General features: G+C 61.5%; 14 protein-coding genes, 3 tRNA genes and 1 pseudogene. 8 read left to right on the top strand and 10 right to left on the bottom strand.

The window, feature by feature from the left end:
• Positions 1–37 precede the first annotated feature (37 nt).
• The 3 genes from AC2FNS_RS10660 to AC2FNS_RS10650 all read left to right on the top strand — a co-directional run bounded on the left by AC2FNS_RS10660 (position 38) and on the right by AC2FNS_RS10650 (position 1,486).
• On the top strand, positions 38–775 hold the full coding sequence (locus AC2FNS_RS10660; RefSeq protein WP_496797744.1) for an N-formylglutamate amidohydrolase: 738 nt from the start codon (positions 38–40) through the stop codon (positions 773–775).
• A gap of 87 nt (positions 776–862) precedes the next feature.
• Positions 863–1,102: a DUF6868 family protein gene (locus AC2FNS_RS10655; RefSeq protein WP_496679444.1), complete on the top strand. Its 240-nt coding sequence runs from the start codon at positions 863–865 to the stop codon at positions 1,100–1,102.
• A gap of 69 nt (positions 1,103–1,171) precedes the next feature.
• Positions 1,172–1,486, top strand: coding sequence for a DUF1244 domain-containing protein (locus AC2FNS_RS10650; RefSeq protein ID WP_496679446.1), 315 nt, complete (start codon positions 1,172–1,174; stop codon positions 1,484–1,486).
• 43 nt (positions 1,487–1,529) lie between these two features.
• Here the strand turns inward: AC2FNS_RS10650 and AC2FNS_RS10645 are convergent, their stop codons facing one another.
• The 3 genes from AC2FNS_RS10645 to dgcN all read right to left on the bottom strand — a co-directional run bounded on the left by AC2FNS_RS10645 (position 1,530) and on the right by dgcN (position 4,479).
• Entirely contained in the window at positions 1,530–2,390 is an 861-nt protein-coding gene (locus AC2FNS_RS10645) for a D-amino-acid transaminase (RefSeq protein WP_496679448.1), read from the bottom strand.
• A 49-nt stretch (positions 2,391–2,439) separates the two neighbouring features.
• Positions 2,440–3,405, bottom strand: coding sequence for an N-acetyl-D-Glu racemase DgcA (gene dgcA / locus AC2FNS_RS10640; protein WP_496711178.1), 966 nt, complete (start codon positions 3,403–3,405; stop codon positions 2,440–2,442).
• Between the two features lie 72 nt (positions 3,406–3,477).
• The gene (gene dgcN, locus AC2FNS_RS10635; RefSeq protein WP_496679450.1) at positions 3,478–4,479 is read right to left on the bottom strand and encodes an N-acetyltransferase DgcN; all 1,002 of its coding nucleotides are present in this window, start codon (positions 4,477–4,479) and stop codon (positions 3,478–3,480) included.
• A gap of 293 nt (positions 4,480–4,772) precedes the next feature.
• Here dgcN and AC2FNS_RS10630 point away from each other — a divergent pair, with 293 nt between their 5' ends.
• Positions 4,773–5,735: an L-malyl-CoA/beta-methylmalyl-CoA lyase gene (locus tag AC2FNS_RS10630; protein WP_170453006.1), complete on the top strand. Its 963-nt coding sequence runs from the start codon at positions 4,773–4,775 to the stop codon at positions 5,733–5,735.
• A 69-nt stretch (positions 5,736–5,804) separates the two neighbouring features.
• On the opposite strand, the gene AC2FNS_RS10625 is transcribed toward AC2FNS_RS10630, so the two are convergent.
• Positions 5,805–6,386: a PA14 domain-containing protein gene (locus AC2FNS_RS10625; RefSeq protein ID WP_496711176.1), complete on the bottom strand. Its 582-nt coding sequence runs from the start codon at positions 6,384–6,386 to the stop codon at positions 5,805–5,807.
• A 217-nt stretch (positions 6,387–6,603) separates the two neighbouring features.
• On the opposite strand from AC2FNS_RS10625, the gene AC2FNS_RS10620 reads away from it, so the two are divergent.
• Positions 6,604–7,566: an acetyl-CoA carboxylase carboxyltransferase subunit alpha gene (locus tag AC2FNS_RS10620; RefSeq protein WP_496679454.1), complete on the top strand. Its 963-nt coding sequence runs from the start codon at positions 6,604–6,606 to the stop codon at positions 7,564–7,566.
• A gap of 4 nt (positions 7,567–7,570) precedes the next feature.
• Here the strand turns inward: AC2FNS_RS10620 and AC2FNS_RS10615 are convergent, their stop codons facing one another.
• The 3 genes from AC2FNS_RS10615 to AC2FNS_RS10605 form a co-directional block, all read right to left on the bottom strand.
• The gene (locus AC2FNS_RS10615) at positions 7,571–8,710 is read right to left on the bottom strand and encodes a lytic murein transglycosylase (protein WP_496711175.1); all 1,140 of its coding nucleotides are present in this window, start codon (positions 8,708–8,710) and stop codon (positions 7,571–7,573) included.
• 112 nt (positions 8,711–8,822) lie between these two features.
• Complete coding sequence (locus AC2FNS_RS10610; protein ID WP_490361228.1) at positions 8,823–9,470, bottom strand: FCD domain-containing protein; 648 nt, start codon at positions 9,468–9,470, stop codon at positions 8,823–8,825.
• A 30-nt stretch (positions 9,471–9,500) separates the two neighbouring features.
• Positions 9,501–10,196, bottom strand: a complete 696-nt coding sequence (locus tag AC2FNS_RS10605; protein WP_496688693.1) for a M48 family metallopeptidase — start codon at positions 10,194–10,196, stop codon at positions 9,501–9,503.
• Between the two features lie 100 nt (positions 10,197–10,296).
• On the opposite strand from AC2FNS_RS10605, the gene AC2FNS_RS10600 reads away from it, so the two are divergent.
• Both AC2FNS_RS10600 and AC2FNS_RS10595 read left to right on the top strand, forming a co-directional pair.
• Positions 10,297–10,620 (top strand): TIGR02300 family protein, encoded by a 324-nt coding sequence (locus AC2FNS_RS10600; RefSeq protein ID WP_496679461.1) that lies wholly within the window; start codon positions 10,297–10,299, stop codon positions 10,618–10,620.
• 148 nt (positions 10,621–10,768) lie between these two features.
• Positions 10,769–10,844: transfer RNA gene (locus AC2FNS_RS10595), tRNA-Ala, on the top strand.
• Between the two features lie 200 nt (positions 10,845–11,044).
• Here the strand turns inward: AC2FNS_RS10595 and AC2FNS_RS10590 are convergent.
• Complete coding sequence (locus AC2FNS_RS10590) at positions 11,045–12,730, bottom strand: tryptophan halogenase family protein (protein WP_496711174.1); 1,686 nt, start codon at positions 12,728–12,730, stop codon at positions 11,045–11,047.
• A 773-nt stretch (positions 12,731–13,503) separates the two neighbouring features.
• Between AC2FNS_RS10590 and AC2FNS_RS10585 the strand changes: the two genes are divergently transcribed.
• Positions 13,504–13,580: transfer RNA gene (locus tag AC2FNS_RS10585), tRNA-Arg, on the top strand.
• A 283-nt stretch (positions 13,581–13,863) separates the two neighbouring features.
• Here AC2FNS_RS10585 and AC2FNS_RS10580 read toward each other — a convergent pair.
• Both AC2FNS_RS10580 and AC2FNS_RS10575 read right to left on the bottom strand, forming a co-directional pair.
• A pseudogene (locus AC2FNS_RS10580) lies at positions 13,864–15,291 on the bottom strand (tannase/feruloyl esterase family alpha/beta hydrolase).
• A gap of 468 nt (positions 15,292–15,759) precedes the next feature.
• Positions 15,760–15,836 (bottom strand) — tRNA-Met (locus AC2FNS_RS10575).
• Positions 15,837–15,869 lie beyond the last annotated feature (33 nt).

Genomic DNA, 15,869 nt, shown 5'->3' with positions numbered 1-15,869 from the left:
ACTGCCCTACACCTGCGACAAACAAGATGACAGGCTCATGACATACACTCCGTTTTACGTGCACGGGGCGGATCGCCCGTCCCGCTGGCTGATCACGTGCGACCACGCCACCAACACCGTACCACCGCAGATCAACGGCGGCGACCTCGGCCTTCCGCGTGAGGACATGGAGCGCCACATCGCCTATGACGTGGGCGCCTACGAGGTGTCGAAACATCTGGGCGAGATCCTGAACGCGCCGGTGATCGCGGCCAATTTCTCGCGGCTGGTGATCGACCCGAACCGGGGCGAGGACGACCCGACCCTGTTGATGAAGCTGTATGACGGGTCGATCATTCCGGCCAACCGTCATGCCGACGCCGCCGAGCGCGAACGGCGCCTGAACCTGTGCTATCGTCCTTATCACGAGGCGCTGGCCAAGATGGCCGCCCTGCCCCACGACGTGATCGTCTCGATGCATTCCTTCACGCGCCAGTTGCGGGGCCGCCCGCCGCGCCCGTGGCATGTCGGCATCCTGCACACCGCGGACGAGCGGTTCTCGGCCCCGCTGATCGACCGGCTGCGGGCCGAGGGGGATCTGTGCGTCGGCGTCAACGAACCCTATACCGGCGTGCTGCCGGGGGATGCGATCGACCGGCACGCCACCGCCTTTGGCCGCCCCAACGCACTGATCGAGCTGCGCAACGACCTGATCGCCGATCATGCCGGGCAACGCGCCTGGGCTGAGCGGCTGGCACCGATCCTGCAGGACGCGCTGGCCGCAAGCGGTCTGTAACGCTCGTAAAATCCGCGACCAAACGACGCCCGCTCTCTTGCGCGGCGCGCGGGCAATCCCCATTTTTTGGGGTGAAAGGAGGCCGTCATGACACCTGAAACCCTGACAGCCTTTTTCGGCTGGATGACCGTTCTGAACTTTGCGGTCCTGCTGCTGTCGACCCTGATGGTGGTGGCCCTGCAGGACCGCATTGCCGCCATTCACAGCCGCATGTTCCAGATGGACAAGGCCGAGGTCAGAAAGGCCTATTTCAAGTATCTTGCGAACTACAAGATCCTGACCCTGATCTTCTGCCTGATGCCCTGGATTGCCCTCAAGCTGGTCTGAACCGGCGCGTTGTGCAATGGTCACGGGCTTGCTAGGTCTGGATCAAATCCCTCAAACCGGAGCCCGACCATGGACCCCAAGACCGAGATCGAACTGCAGGCCGCCGCTTTCCGCCGCCTGCAAAAACACCTGATGCAGGACCGCACCGACGTTCAGAACATCGACATGATGAACCTGGCCGGGTTCTGCCGAAACTGCCTGGCGCGGTGGTATCAGGAGGCCGCCAATGAAAAAGGCATCGAAATGGGCAAGGACGAAGCCCGCAAGATTTTCTATGGCATGACCATGGATGAGTGGAAATCCAAATACCAGACCGAGGCCAGCCCCGAAAAACAGGCCGCCTTCAAGGTCGCGTTCGAGGAAAACGTCGGCAAAAAAGACTGACGCCAAAACAAAAAAGGCCCGCCAGATCGGCGGGCCTTGGTGTTCAGATCGCTGCTTTGCGGCTTTCGTCCAGATAAATCTCGCGCAGCCGCGTGGCGATCGGGCCGGGTGTACCGTCGCCCAGCGCTACGCCGTCGATCTCGACCACAGGCATTACGAAAGCGCTGGCCGAAGTGGTAAAAGCCTCGTCGGCCTCTTTTGCTTCGTCGATGGTGAACAGGCGCTCCTCGACTTCCATCTGCGCCTCGGCCGCCATGCGCAACACCGCCTTGCGGGTAATCCCGTGCAGGATGTCGTTCGACAGCGGGCGGGTGACGATCTTGCCGTTCTTGACGATATAGGCGTTGTTGCTGGTGCCTTCGGTGACATACCCGTCTTCGATCATCCAGGCATCGTCACACCCAGCGGCCTTGGCCATCATCTTGCCCATAGACGGGTACAACAGTTGCACCGTTTTAATGTCGCGGCGGCCCCAGCGGATATCCTCGATCGAGATGATCTTGGCCCCTTTCCTGGCCGCGGGGTTGTCAGCCAGACCGGGCTTGTTCTGAGTGAACAGCACCAGCGTCGGCTTGGTGTCGGCCGAGGGGAAGACGAAATCGCGGTCGCCGTCGCTGCCTCGGGTGACCTGCAGATAGACCAGCCCCTCGTTGATGCCGTTCAGCTCGACCAGCTTGCGATGGATTTCGAGCAGTTCGTCCTTGCTGCAGGGTTCGGCCATCTGCAATTCGTCCAGCGACCGCTTCAGGCGCACCGCGTGACCCTCGAAATCGATCAGCTTGCCATCCAGCACGCTGGTCACCTCATAGACGGCATCCGCCATCAGAAAGCCTCGGTCGAAGATCGAGACCTTGGCTTCGGTCTCGGGCAGGTATTCGCCGTTCACGTAAACGGTGCGGGTCATGTCATATCCTTCTCGTCCTTGGGCTGCGCCCATTCCTCGCCACAGCGCGTCACCCCCAGAGCGCCGCCTGCGGCGGGTGTACGCCGGCCTCGTCGAAAACCAGCGGTGTATCGCGGTCTTCGGCCAACAGAAGCGGGCCGTCAAGGTCCGTCACCAGCGCCCCCTGCGCCACCAGTGTCGCAGGCGCCATCGCCAGAGAGCTGCCGACCATGCAGCCCACCATGATGCCATAACCCTCGGCCTGCGCCGCGCGGCGCAATTCCAGCGCCTCGGTCAGACCGCCGGTCTTGTCCAGCTTGATGTTGATCACGTCATATTTGCCCTTCAAGCCGGGCAGGCTGGCGCGATCGTGGCAGCTCTCGTCGGCGCAGACCGGCACCGGGCGCTCCAGCCCGATCAGCGCCTCGTCATCGCCGGCGGGCAGCGGCTGTTCGACCAGCGCGACGCCCAAACGCACCAGATGCGGCGCCAGATCTGCATAGACCTCGGCCGACCAGCCCTCGTTGGCATCCACGATGATCCGGGCATCGGGCGCCCCGGCTCGCACGGCCTCAAGCCGCGGCATGTCGTCGGGCGTGCCCAGCTTGATCTTCAACAGCGGACGATGCGCATTCTTCGCCGCCTGCGCCCGCATCGCGTCGGGCGTATCCAGCGAAAGGGTATAGGCGGTAATCTCGGGCTTGGGTTCGGGCAGGCCGGCCAGTTCCCAAGCGCGCTTTCCCGCCTGCTTGGCCTCAAGGTCCCACAGAGCGCAATCGACCGCATTGCGCGCGGCACCGGCGGGCAGCAGGTCCATCAGCGACTGGCGCGTGAACGTGTCGGGCAAACCGCGGATCTCGGCCTGGACCGACTCCAGCGTTTCGTCATACCGGGCATAAGGCACACATTCGCCCCAGCCTTGATGCGCCCCATCCGTCAGGCGCACCGTCAATACCTTTGCCTCGGTCCGCGACCCGCGCGAGATGGTGAACACCTGCGCCAACTGGAACACATCACGAGAGACGTCGATCTGCACGCGCCCACTCCTTTGTCATTGCAGTTTCCAGCGCCGGAGGCGGGTACGCCCGCCATCGGCGCCCCGGTTGGATCACATCGCGGCCAGCGCGTCCACCAGCTTGCCCGCGCCGAACCGGTACGGATCCGTAGCCGGCAGGCCCATCTCGGCCTCGACCTTGGCGATGTAGGCTTTCGCGTCCTCCTCGCTTAGGTGCTGTGTGTTGATCGACACACCCGCGACCTGGCAGGCAGGGTTGGCGACGCGCGCCAAAGGCAGGGCCGTATCGCGCAGCTGCTCCAGCGTCGGCAGGGAATATTCCGGCAGACCGCGCATGTGGGTGCGGGTCGGCTCGTGGCACAGGACCAGAGCATCCGGCTGACCGCCATGGATCAGCGCCATGGTCACGCCGGAATACGAGACATGGAACAGCGACCCCTGCCCCTCGATGTGATCCCAGTGATCGGGATCGTTCTCGGGTGTCAGGTATTCGACGGAACCGGCCATGAAATCGGCCACCACGGCGTCAAGCGGAACGCCCTGCCCGGTGATCAGAATGCCGGTCTGGCCGGTGGCGCGGAAGGTCGATTTCATGCCGCGCTTGCGCATCTCGGCATCCATCGACATGGCCGTGTACATCTTGCCCACCGAACAATCAGTGCCCACCGCCAGACAGCGCTTGCCGTTGCGTTTGCGCCCGTTGGCAATCGGATAGCCCACGGTAGGGACGCGAACGTCATGCAGGGTGCAGCCATGAGTCTGGGCCGCGGCCACCAGATCGCCTTCGTCGCGCAGCAGGTTGTGCAGGCCCGAAGCCAGGTCATAGCCCATTTCCAGCGCGGCGATCAGGACCTCTTTCCAGGCCTGGCTGATGACGCCACCGCGGTTCGCGACACCGATCACCAACGTCTTGGCGCCGGCGGCCTTACCTTCGGCCAGGGTCATGTCGGTCAGGCCCAGATCGGCCTTGCAGCCCTCCATCCGCAGCTGACCCACGGCGTTTTCCGGGCGCCAGTCCCGAATGCCGATCGCGACCTTGGCGGCCAATTGGTCGGGGGCATCGCCCAAAAACAGCAGGTACGGTGTCTCGATCATCGCGCGCTCTCCTTTTCTTCCGCCCCAACCTATTGAAGGCCGTCAACGAGCGTTTCTCATTTTCCTCCGACCTGCCGCACATCGAACGGAGAATTTTGCAAGATTCCCCCGAATAGCGCAAAAAGCTTCGAAATTTTCAAAATGATGAAACTTTGACCGCCGCGTTCCGGGGGCTACGCACAGCTTTCTGCAACAGCATTGCCGCAACTGCACAATCAGGCTTGCGCAGGGTCGCGCAATTTAATACCCAATTGCCAACTGAAATCGTAATTTCATTACCCAGCGAGGTGCCGATGAGCTTTCGTATCCAACCCGCCGCCCCGGCGCGACCAAACCGCTGTCAGCTGTTCGGCCCCGGATCCAACACCAAGCTGTTCCCCAAGATGGCCGCCTCGGCTGCGGACGTGATCAACCTCGACCTAGAAGATTCGGTGGCCCCGTCCGACAAGGACACCGCCCGCGCCAACGTGATCGAGGCGCTGAACACCGTGGATTGGGGCAACAAGTACATGTCGGTGCGCATCAACGGGCTGGACACGCCCTATTGGTACCGCGACGTGGTGGACCTGCTGGAACAGGCCAGCGACCGGCTGGATCAGATCATGATCCCCAAAGTCGGCTGCGCAGAGGATGTCTATGCGGTTGACGCCTTGGTCACTGCGATTGAACGCGCAAAGGGCCGCACCAAGCCGATCAGCTTTGAAGTCATCATCGAATCCGCCGCCGGTATCGCCCATGTCGAGGAAATCGCGGCCTCCTCACCACGCCTGCAGGCCATGAGCCTGGGCGCGGCCGATTTCGCCGCCTCGATGGGGATGCAGACCACGGGAATCGGCGGCACGCAGGAAAACTACTACATGCTGCGCGAGGGCCAGAAATACTGGTCGGACCCGTGGCATTGGGCACAGGCTGCCATTGTGGCCGCCTGCCGCACCCATGGGGTGCTGCCGGTCGACGGGCCGTTCGGCGACTTCTCGGACGACGAAGGCTATATCGCGCAGGCGCGCCGTTCGGCGACGCTGGGCATGGTCGGCAAATGGGCGATCCACCCCAAGCAGATCGCGCTGGCCAATCAGGTCTTCACCCCGTCGGACGAGGCGGTGGCCGAAGCGCGCGAAATCCTGGCCGCGATGGAGCAAGCCAAGGCCAATGGCGAAGGCGCCACCGTCTACAAGGGGCGGTTGGTCGATATCGCCTCGATCAAGCAGGCCGAGGTGATCGTGGCACAGGCCGAGCTGATCGCCGCGAACGGTTGACCGACCCATCGCGCCCAAACGAAAAAAGGCACCCGATCGGGTGCCTTTTTTTGCAAGGTTCAAAGACCCTCAGCGGCCAAAAACGTCGTTTGGCGTCCAAGTGAATCGCTCGCCCTGCTTGCCCCATTTCATCATCAGGCAAGAGGTCCCGTATTTCTGGAAATAATTGATCTTGAGCGGATACCACCCGGCTTGCGGCACCTCGACCTCGGTGCGTTGGTTGGCCTCGCACCCTTGGCGCCCGTTGAAGTAGCCGATCTGCTGGCCGCCGACATAGGCATCGATCCCGTCATTCGACCAGGTTTCCAATTCATAGATGCCCGGCGAGTCAAAGCGGATGTAGCCCGTGATCTCTGCCGCCACGTTGTAGGCTTGATTGTAGGTCAGAACCGGGTCGCCCTCCTCGGTATCGCGATAATCAAGTCCCCGCAGCGGCGCGCCCGGCTGGGCCTTCTTCATCATCTGCTTGGCCTTGGTGACTGTTTGAATCTTGCGCGGCGGATTGCCCTCCCACGCATATTTCACGTTCAACCCGGACTTCAGTCCCGAAGGTTGCGGATTGGCGGGCTGCAGCTTCAGCGGCGCGGCGTAGGACGCGCCTGCCACAAGTGCAACGACCGCGGCAGCCACCCCCTTGCAAAAAACGTTCATCGTCATCTCCCTGATCTGCGCCGCTTGAACCAGGCCCAGGTTGATTGCGGCGATCTGCTTTGCGCCCAGACTACGGCGGGCCGGACTTTGCTGCAAGGCGCTGCGCCCATCCACCTGGCGATGGTTGCGTGAATTTGCCGCCCGCGCGGGACAAGCCGAGTTGCATCCGGGGCGACCTCGGGTCATATAGCGTGGAACTTTCGCGTTGAGAGGCGTCATGACCCAGTATCTGGATTTCGAAAAACCGCTGGCCGAGATCGAAGGCAAGGCCGAAGAGCTGCGCGCCCTGGCCCGCGCCAACGAAGAGATGGACGTGACCGAGGAAGCCGCTGCGCTGGACGCCAAGGCGGCCAAGCTGCTGGACGAGCTGTACCGGGACCTGACCCCCTGGCGGAAATGCCAGGTGGCCCGTCACCCCGAACGCCCCCATTGCAAGGACTATGTCGAGGCCCTGTTCACCGAGTTCACGCCCTTGGCCGGCGACCGCAACTTTGCCGACGACCTGGCGGTGATCGGCGGGCTGGCGCGGTTCAACGACCGGCCGGTGATGGTGATCGGACACGAGAAGGGCTCGGACACCAAATCGCGGATCGAGCGCAATTTCGGCATGGCCCGCCCCGAAGGCTATCGCAAGGCGGTGCGCCTGATGGACCTGGCCAACCGGTTCGGCCTGCCGGTGATCACGCTGGTGGATACGGCCGGCGCCTATCCCGGCAAGGGCGCAGAAGAGCGCGGCCAGTCCGAGGCGATTGCCCGGTCAACCGAGATGTGCCTGAAGATCGGAGTACCGCTGGTGTCGGTAATCATCGGCGAAGGGGGCTCGGGCGGTGCGGTGGCCTTTGCCACGGCCAACCGGGTCGCGATGCTGGAACACTCGATCTATTCGGTGATCTCGCCCGAGGGCTGCGCGTCGATCCTGTGGAAAGACGCCGAGAAGATGCGTGAAGCCGCCGAGGCGCTGCGCCTGACCGCGCAGGACCTACACAAGTTGGGCGTCTGCGACCGGATCATCCCCGAACCCAAGGGCGGTGCGCATCGCGATCGTCCGGCCACGATCAAGGCTGTGGGCAAGGCAATTGCCGACATGCTGAAAGAGCTGGACGGCAAGGATGCCGCCGTGCTGATCAAGGACCGGCGTCAGAAATTCCTGGATCTGGGCTCCAAGGGGCTGGCGGCCTGAGCCATCAGCCGCCCAGCGCCCGCAAAAGGCTGACCGAGGGTACACCCGTCACCGGCAGGCCGCTGGCGCGCTGATAGGCGCTGATGGCGGCCTTGGTGTTGTTCCCGATCACCCCGTCCGCGCCCTGCGTATCATAGCCCGCGGCCGTCAAACGGCGCTGCAGCGTCTTGCGGTCCTCGAGCGTCAGACCATTTTCATCCGGTCCGAATGACGCCTGGAACGGCCCTCCGCCCGCTATCCGGTCGGCCAGATGCCCGACGCCGATCGCATAGCTGTCGGAGTTGTTGTAGCGCTTGATCACCTGGAAATTGCGGAACACGGCAATGCGGGGTCCGGGTTTCTGCGGCTGCAGGATAGCGACAGGCGTACCAGAACTGGCGGGCGGTGATCCGACCTCGCCACCCCAAGGCTGGCCCCGCACCCAGCCCGCGCGCGACAGGTAGGCCGCCGTCGAGGCCAGCGAATCCGTCGGGTCGTCGGACCAGATGTCTCGCCGCCCGTCACCTGTGAAATCGACCGCATAGGCCAGGTACGAGGTTGGGATGAACTGCGTATGCCCCATGGCGCCCGCCCAGCTGCCGGCCATCGTGTCGGGCGTCGTGTCACCGTTCTGCAGGATCTTCAGCGCCGCGATCAGCTGCTTTTCAAAGAACGCGCCCCGCCGGCCATCATAGGCCAGCGTCGACAGGGCCGAGATCACCGGCACGTCACCGCGCCGCTCGCCATACCGGCTTTCCAACCCCCAGATGGCCACGACGATTTCCTTGTCCACGCCATAGCGCGATTCGATCTGGGTCAGCGTGCCATTGTGACGCTGCAGCATCTGGCGGCCCTTGCTGATTCGCTCGTCCGAAGCGGCGATGGCCAGATAGTCCTCGAGCGAGCGCTTGAACTCGACCTGATTGCGGTCGCGCTCGATCACGTCGGGCAGATACCCCGCGCCTCGGAATGCCCGGTCGATGGTCGCCTGCGAGATCCCCTGACCGGCCGCGCGGGCCTTGAAACCGGCAACCCAGGCGTCCCAGCCGGCGTTGGGCACCGGCTGCATCCGCGTGACCGTGGCGTGGGTCTGCGTCGTCCCGCCCGCGCAGGCCGTCAGCAGGCCGAAGCCCAGCCCCAGTGCAAACATCCGTCGATCGATCATGGCTGGCATCTGCTCTTGTTCGTTGTTGCCGCCAGCCTAGCGCAACCGCCCTTCCGACGCCAGCTTGGCGCCGTGCGGCCAGCCAGATTTGCGCCTCTGCGCAGGTCTTTGCTCAGCTGACCAGCAGACGCAGACCCTGAGTGACGTCCGAGCGTACCGCCAGCCGCAGGCCAGGCTCGTCCCCGGCCTTGAGCGCGGCGATGATCAGCTTGTGATAATGCGGCGGTTCGGTCCGGCGCAAGCGGCCATAAAGCGCCCGCATGGTCGGCCCCAGCTGCAGCCAGACGGTTTCCGCCATGGCCAGCATCGCCGGCGCTTGTGCGCGCAAGTACAGCGTGCGGTGGAATTCGAGATTGGCGCGGATATAGCCCACCGCATCACGCTTGGTCACCATTTCCGCGACCGACATGTTGATGCTCTGCAGCCGGTCGATCAGGGCCATGTGGGCCCGCGGCAGGGCGCGGCTGGCCAGTTCGACCTCGAGCAGCGCCCGCAGGGCGGCCAGCTCCTCGATCCGGTCGTTGCTGAGCTCGGGCGTCGACACCCGCCCCGAACTGGACAGAAACAACGCTCCCTCGGCCACCAGCCGGCGCACCGCCTCGCGCGCGGGGGTCATCGAAACATCGAATTCCTTGCCGATGCCGCGCAGGGTCAGGGCCTGCCCCGGCGCGATTTCGCCGTGCATGATGCGCGACCGCAAGGCGCGATAGACCTGGTCATGGGTGGCGGATTGCGAGTCGGGGTTTCGGGCGGTCTGCATGGCTCCATGTGATCACAAATCCCGACGGGGTCAACCGGAGCCTGCCTCGAACCGGTACCGGTGCAGTTCGGCCCCGTTGTCGCGCAGCCAGCGCCGCGGTGCTTGATATGGGCCGAACAGACGCTCGACCTGCGTCCAGAACGCCGGCGAATGGTTCATCTCGGCCAGATGGGCCACCTCGTGCGCGGCGACATAGTGCAGAACCTCGGGCGGGGCCAGAATCAGCCGCCAGGAAAACATCAAGCCACCCGCCGAACTGCACGACCCCCAACGCGAGCGCGTATCGCGCAGGGTGAGGCTGGAATAAGCCCGGCCCAGCATCGCGGCATAGTCATCGCAGGCCCCGGTCAGGCGATCCCGCGCCAGCTCTTTCAGGAACCGGGCCAGCCGCCGGGCCTCGGCCCCCTCGGGCACGGCAATCCGGTCCGCCTCCAGGACGACGCGCCGCCTCTCCGCAGGCACGATTCGCCGGGGCACCCCCTCGACCGGCAGTGTCTGGCCGAATTGAATGACCGCCGGCTCGGGACGGGCGCGAAGATGCTGGCGGATCCAGTCTTCTTTCGTGCGAGCAAAGCCGATCGCCTCGGATTCGGGAACGCTCTGCGGGTAGGTCAGCGTAACCCGGCCGTCCAATTGCGAGATTCGCAGGCTGATGCGGCGCGCGCGCGCCGATTTCCGAAGCGTCAGGGCGACAGGCGGGTGGCCGGGCAGTGAATGTCGCCCCATGGTGCATTCTCCTTGGCGCAAAGGCTTTGACAGTGCCCGCCGCATGTGGCAGGTGACCTGAATCGTTGATACGACTCACCTGATATCAAGGGGAATTGACATGCCCAAGGAAGAATGGGGCGTAAAGCGCGTTTGCCCGACCACCGGAAAGCGGTTTTACGACCTGAACAAGGACCCGATCATCAGCCCCTACACCGGCGAGATCGTTGAATTGGAAACCGGCAAGAGCCGGATGATCGCGGCGGATGCCGAAGATGCCGCATCCGTCAAGGCCCGCGAGGCCGCGTCGGATGACGACCTGGTACTGGACGATGACGACGCCGTCGATGTCGATCTGGACGACGACATCCTGGAAGACGATGACGATGACAACGTCTCGTTGGACGACATCACCGACGTCGCGTCGGAAGATGAAGATTCCTGAATTGGCGTGGGCGGCACCCGGTGCCGCCCCGCCCGGATCGGCGCATCGGATCGAACATCGACTTTTTTGACAGATTTTCGATTTTTGCTCTTGCACTCACCGACGCCGTTTCATAAACGTCCGTCCACCGCCACGGCGGTACCGGAATGGGGCCTTAGCTCAGTTGGGAGAGCGCTTGCATGGCATGCAAGAGGTCAGGGGTTCGACTCCCCTAGGCTCCACCAAATTTTTCCGCAAAACCCGCTATCCGACCGTCGATGAGCCCATTTGGGCTTTTGGACGCGGTTACCAAGGTCGACGCCCGTTCTGACGTGACCGGCGCGTTCGGAACCGGTGTGGTGTGGCCTACGCCAAGCGGCCTGAGAACGTGACCGACGGCGACTTGCCAGCCGCCGCCCGTCAGCCAGGCACGTACCCTTGTGCCCTAGAACAGCTGAAGATCCTTTGCTCCGCTGCGGATCTCGGCGAGGTTCGGCATGTTCTGAACGACCACCGGCGCCGGAACTGTTCCAGGCATCGCCACGGTCGGTTTCGCCGCGACTGCCTTGCCGAAGGCCGGGCGTTCCAGCTCTCCGCGTATATCCAGCAGCAAGGTCTTGTGGTCGGGCATCGTCTTGAGGATCTTTGCAAGATCCATCTTGGCCCCTTTCCACCACTGGAACCAGATCGGCTTTTTCAGCGGCCGCAGACGTTCGCGAATGCCGGGGCCGTATCCGGTGTCATAGACCTGCTTGCCCAGCAGAACCGTTTGATAGACACGATAGTCGAACAGGGTGGCGAATTCGATGTCGCGCTCTAGGGGCAGACGATTCTGCCACAGGTCGAGATTTTCGGCCAACCGATCCGGCACTTTCAACTGAGTGCGCGCGTCGATCCAGTACTGGTCATCCGTGCGATTGCCCAGACGATAATGCAGGCAGATGAACTCCAGAACCTCGTCATAGAGCTTGTTCATCTGCCGGTTGTACCGTGTCCTCAAAGAGGGCTCGATGGCCTTGGTCGGCAGATGTTCGGCAAACCAGCGCACCGCGTGATCGATCATGTGGATCGCGGTGCTCTCGAGCGGTTCGATGAACCCGCCCGCCAGACCGATCGCCACGCAGTTCTTGACCCAGGCGTTGCGCACGCGTCCGATCCGCATCGGGATCACGCGCGGAGTCGCGCCTTTGCCGCTGTCCCCCAACCATTCCAGGTACTCATCCGCCGCCTGATCGTCGGTCCGATGCGCCGAGGAAAACACATAGCCGGTGCCCACGCGGTTGAACAGCGGCACCCGCCATGTCCACCCGGCACCAAGGGCAGTGGCGCGCGTCAGGCTTTCGATCTTGTCCGGGTCGGGGTGTTCGATCTGCAACGCCATCGCGCGGTCGTTGGGCAGGTAATCCGAATAGTCCATGAAAGGTTCGCCAAGCGCCTGGTTGATGATCAGGCCGCGGAACCCGGTACAGTCGATGACCATTTCGATGTCATGACGGCCCTTGCGTTCGAGCATCAGGTGGCTGACATTTCCCTGCTCGTCCAGTTCGACCGACTGCACCTCGTCCTGGATGTGCTCGACGCCGCGCTTGGTGCAGACCTTGGTCAGCATCCCGGCAAATTTGACGGCATCCAGGTGATAGGCATACCCGAACCGCTGCTCGAACTCCGGCTGCCCCAGCGGCCGCGCGCCCTTGCACAGGCGACCCAGATCATCATGCGGTGCGATCGACTGGGTAAAATCCCGATCACCATTCCCGAAACGCAGGAAATATTCGGCGGCGTCCAGCCCCTCGATCATCTGGCCGTGGGCAAAGGGGTTCACATAGTCGATGCGATTGCCCTTGGCATCCTTGTTCCAGTTGCAGAACTTGACGCCCAGCTTGAAGGACGCATTGGTCTCGCGGAAGAAATCCCGCTCGGAAATGCCGGCCTGACGCAGCGTGACCGGCATCCGCGGCACGGTAGCCTCGCCAACGCCGACGGTTGCGATATTGGGGCTTTCGATCAAGCAGATACGCGGCCGGTCCTTTGGCGCCGATGTGCGTGAGAACACCATCTCAAGGATAAGCGCGGTCATCCAGCCTGCCGTGCCACCACCAACGATGGTGATTTTGCTCAAACGGTTGTTCATGTGGTTCTGTCCCTGTTGGTTTTATTTTTGGGCGTTATAGCAGCATATCCCGCTTCCACGAAGCATCAAGGTTGGCCGCGAGCCGATGGGCGGGCCCTTGAGCAAAACGGTTCGTCTGAACAGGAAAGCCAAGTGCCTGAAGCGGCGTGCCGGTCAATGACAGGGGCACCCCGAAGGATATTCATAGGGCGCGGAATCTTTCGCCGCCGTAAATCTTGGCCCGCCGGAGGTTGGGCTGTTTCCAGCTCCAGCACTCTGCACAACCGGTCTTCACACGGACCGCGCATATCAATGGGTGTGCTTCATCCAGCAGGATATGACAGCGAAGTGGAGCATGCCCGCTTTCGTCGACGGACCGACGCGCGGTCGATCAACACACGCTCCACTTGCATAATTTTTGTTTCTCACTGCAGATGCGTTGACCAATCTTGGTGATGATGTACGCGCGCAGGTATGCCTGTCTTTCGAGATCTACGCTACTCCGAACTCTGACAGTCGGCATTTTTTGCTGGAAATGCGTCGCTGAAAGTAAGGCGCTTACACCTAATGCGGGATGGTCCGCTGCGCTTACGAGGTCCGGCTCATTCTTCCTGCGATTGCCCCTTGAAACCCGGCCCTGAAAGACTCACCGGTTCCTTAGCTCAACTGGATAGAGCTACAATAGCGCCCAATTCACGTACCTGATTGATATTAAATGGCTAAAAACTGGTAATATCACCACAAAATTACCAAGTTGACTTGTCTACTGACATTGTCAATAAAAGCTCACCTGCGCCCACGTAATTCAACTGGATAGAATATCCGACTTCTAATCGGGCTGTTGGGGGTTCGAGTCCTCCCGTGGGCGCCACTTAACTAATTCTGCTGACGTTCGACATCCAAAGTCCGTTTTTCCGACAAAAAACGGGTTTTCTGGCGTGCCCACTTCGTGGTGGTCTGGTTTGATTGTTAGTTCATCGTGGGCCTCAACGACACCTTGGAAGCGGTTCTCAGCCAGCAGAGAGGCCAGAACATGTAAGTCTTTTGCCGCCGCGCAATCCGGCCAAATCGGCAGCACAGCCAGCAACACGAAGACCCAAATATGAACGATAGGACGTTTCTTCATGTTCGCGTTCTCACCAAAATCACCGGGTTCAAGGCTCTGCGCAGGTAAAGCTTGCCGGATCGCGAGGATCGCCCGCACCGTCATACTGCGCCACTTTTGGATAGGCACATACGGGACGCGCGCCGGTACCGTGACCCAATGTCTCGCGCCAGACCGCCAACACGCTGTTGGGCGCAACTCCGGTTTCCACCCACTCATCGATCACGTCGAGATAATCGACCCAATCCGGGCCTATACCGCCGGAACAGTGATCCACACCCGGCATGATGAACAACCGCACGTCATCCAAGGCACTGGGGTCATTTGCCAATACTTCTTCATAATACTGGATCGTGCCATAGGCAGTTGCTGCCATGTCGTTCCACGAGTTGAAAAGCAACAACTTGCCGCCGTGGTCTCGAAATGCCGCAAGGTCGGGGTCAGTTGCATTCAAGGTCTGCGCGGCCGTCTTCACATCTTCGCGGAAAGTATCCCAGTCCTGTTCGGCATAACTCCAGTCAGGGTCGTGATAGACAAGGTATTGCAAAACCCCATTGCCGAACCCGAACAAAGCGTTTGGCATTGGCGGCAATTCAAATCCGCCCGCCGTTTCTACGCCCTCCTGGAAATGGCTCAGGTCCATGCCCACGTCCAGACCGCCAGTCATCCAGTTCCCCCAGCCTGACGGGCTAAGCTCACCGCCCACAGGGAACCCCGGAAAGAGCTGCCCTTGCGGGTCCTTCGGACCATCGTAAATGGCATTGGCAGCGGCGATCTGCTCTTCAGACAGACAACCGCTGTTCTGACCCTCGGTACAAGCCAATGTGGATACATCGAAGTCGCATTGGCGCGGGTCCATGAGGATGCCATCCTCAATGCCATCCAACGCATCGCATTAGGTCAGAACGGCCTCCCCAATCAGTTGCTGATCCTCAGGCCCAATCACGGCGCGCCCGAGATCGTTGGGGTCAGGGAACATGGCTTGGCTGATCAGCACCGCACCGGCACCCAGCGCGTGGGTCCAGTTATAGGCCGGCGCGCCTGCAACGATACCGTCGAAATCGTCCGGATAGCGCTGTGACTCCATCATTCCCTGCCCGCCGCCGCGCGAACATCCAATGAAAAGGTCGCGGGCACTGGGCTTTCCGTAATATTCCGCTGTCAGCGCCTTGGCCGTGACTGCCGTTCGATGCACGGCTTGGTGGCCAAAGCTTACGACTCGCTCAAGGTTGTTCAGGGCCCAGCTTGCGTCGATTGGGTGACCTTGATGGCCAGTGTCGGTACCCACCGTGGCATAGCCTTTCTGCAACGCACCATAGGCCAAAGCCACGTTGACGACCGAACCGACGAAACCACCACCACCTCCCATGACAAATTTTCCATTCCACATGTCCGGCAACAAAAGCTCGAAATTGGTCTCGGTCCCGATCACCCCTGCAACCTTGCAATGAGCAACCGGTTCCGGCAGTTGCTGCACCGTTAGATATTTCACATCGGGAAGTGGTGGCAGCGTATCCACGCTACACTCGGATTGAGCCCATGCTGTTTGCGATATCGGAACAACCAAACTTGCCAAAACCATTTTTCTAAAAAAATTCACTAATCTTCCCCCGTTTTGCGCAAACGCAAAGAATTCTGCACGTTGGCAAAAATATCAAAATGATATGTGTCAAAGAATTTTCCGAATCAAAGCGTGGCAGTCCATGTCCACGTAAGGCTCTTGCCAATGACTTGACCTGATCAACGAAAACTATTCGGCGCTTTTCTTGCTGAAACCACGTTTGTTCAGGAGAGCCCCAAGAAAGTTCTACGGGCTACCTGTCACAGAATTGCCACACACCCATTTACCGCTCCTGTTGCTTCCATAGTACTTCCACGGGAGTTGGCGGAACGCCGAAAGCCCCGCGTGATGCGAGGCTAAACGTTTGTTTCTGCGAGGATATATTGGTTGCGGGGAGAGGATTTGAACCTCTGACCTTCAGGTTATGAGCCTGACGAGCTACCTGGCTGCTCCACCCCGCGCCATTTTTTTGGCGTTCGGCCTGCAGAGATTTT

Source organism: Ruegeria sp. BHSA191 (assembly GCF_059613325.1).
Note: the sequence above shows the minus strand (reverse complement) of the source record. Positions and strands in the feature narration are given on the sequence as shown.

Coding starts and splice junctions, on each gene's coding strand:
- AC2FNS_RS10660 (WP_496797744.1), top strand. CDS start 38: ATGACATACACTCCGTTTTACGTGCACGGGGCGGATCGCCCGTCCCGC.
- AC2FNS_RS10655 (WP_496679444.1), top strand. CDS start 863: ATGACACCTGAAACCCTGACAGCCTTTTTCGGCTGGATGACCGTTCTG.
- AC2FNS_RS10650 (WP_496679446.1), top strand. CDS start 1,172: ATGGACCCCAAGACCGAGATCGAACTGCAGGCCGCCGCTTTCCGCCGC.
- AC2FNS_RS10645 (WP_496679448.1), bottom strand. CDS start 2,390: ATGACCCGCACCGTTTACGTGAACGGCGAATACCTGCCCGAGACCGAA.
- dgcN (WP_496679450.1), bottom strand. CDS start 4,479: ATGATCGAGACACCGTACCTGCTGTTTTTGGGCGATGCCCCCGACCAA.
- AC2FNS_RS10630 (WP_170453006.1), top strand. CDS start 4,773: ATGAGCTTTCGTATCCAACCCGCCGCCCCGGCGCGACCAAACCGCTGT.
- AC2FNS_RS10625 (WP_496711176.1), bottom strand. CDS start 6,386: ATGAACGTTTTTTGCAAGGGGGTGGCTGCCGCGGTCGTTGCACTTGTG.
- AC2FNS_RS10620 (WP_496679454.1), top strand. CDS start 6,604: ATGACCCAGTATCTGGATTTCGAAAAACCGCTGGCCGAGATCGAAGGC.
- AC2FNS_RS10615 (WP_496711175.1), bottom strand. CDS start 8,710: ATGATCGATCGACGGATGTTTGCACTGGGGCTGGGCTTCGGCCTGCTG.
- AC2FNS_RS10610 (WP_490361228.1), bottom strand. CDS start 9,470: ATGCAGACCGCCCGAAACCCCGACTCGCAATCCGCCACCCATGACCAG.
- AC2FNS_RS10605 (WP_496688693.1), bottom strand. CDS start 10,196: ATGGGGCGACATTCACTGCCCGGCCACCCGCCTGTCGCCCTGACGCTT.
- AC2FNS_RS10600 (WP_496679461.1), top strand. CDS start 10,297: ATGCCCAAGGAAGAATGGGGCGTAAAGCGCGTTTGCCCGACCACCGGA.
- AC2FNS_RS10590 (WP_496711174.1), bottom strand. CDS start 12,730: ATGAACAACCGTTTGAGCAAAATCACCATCGTTGGTGGTGGCACGGCA.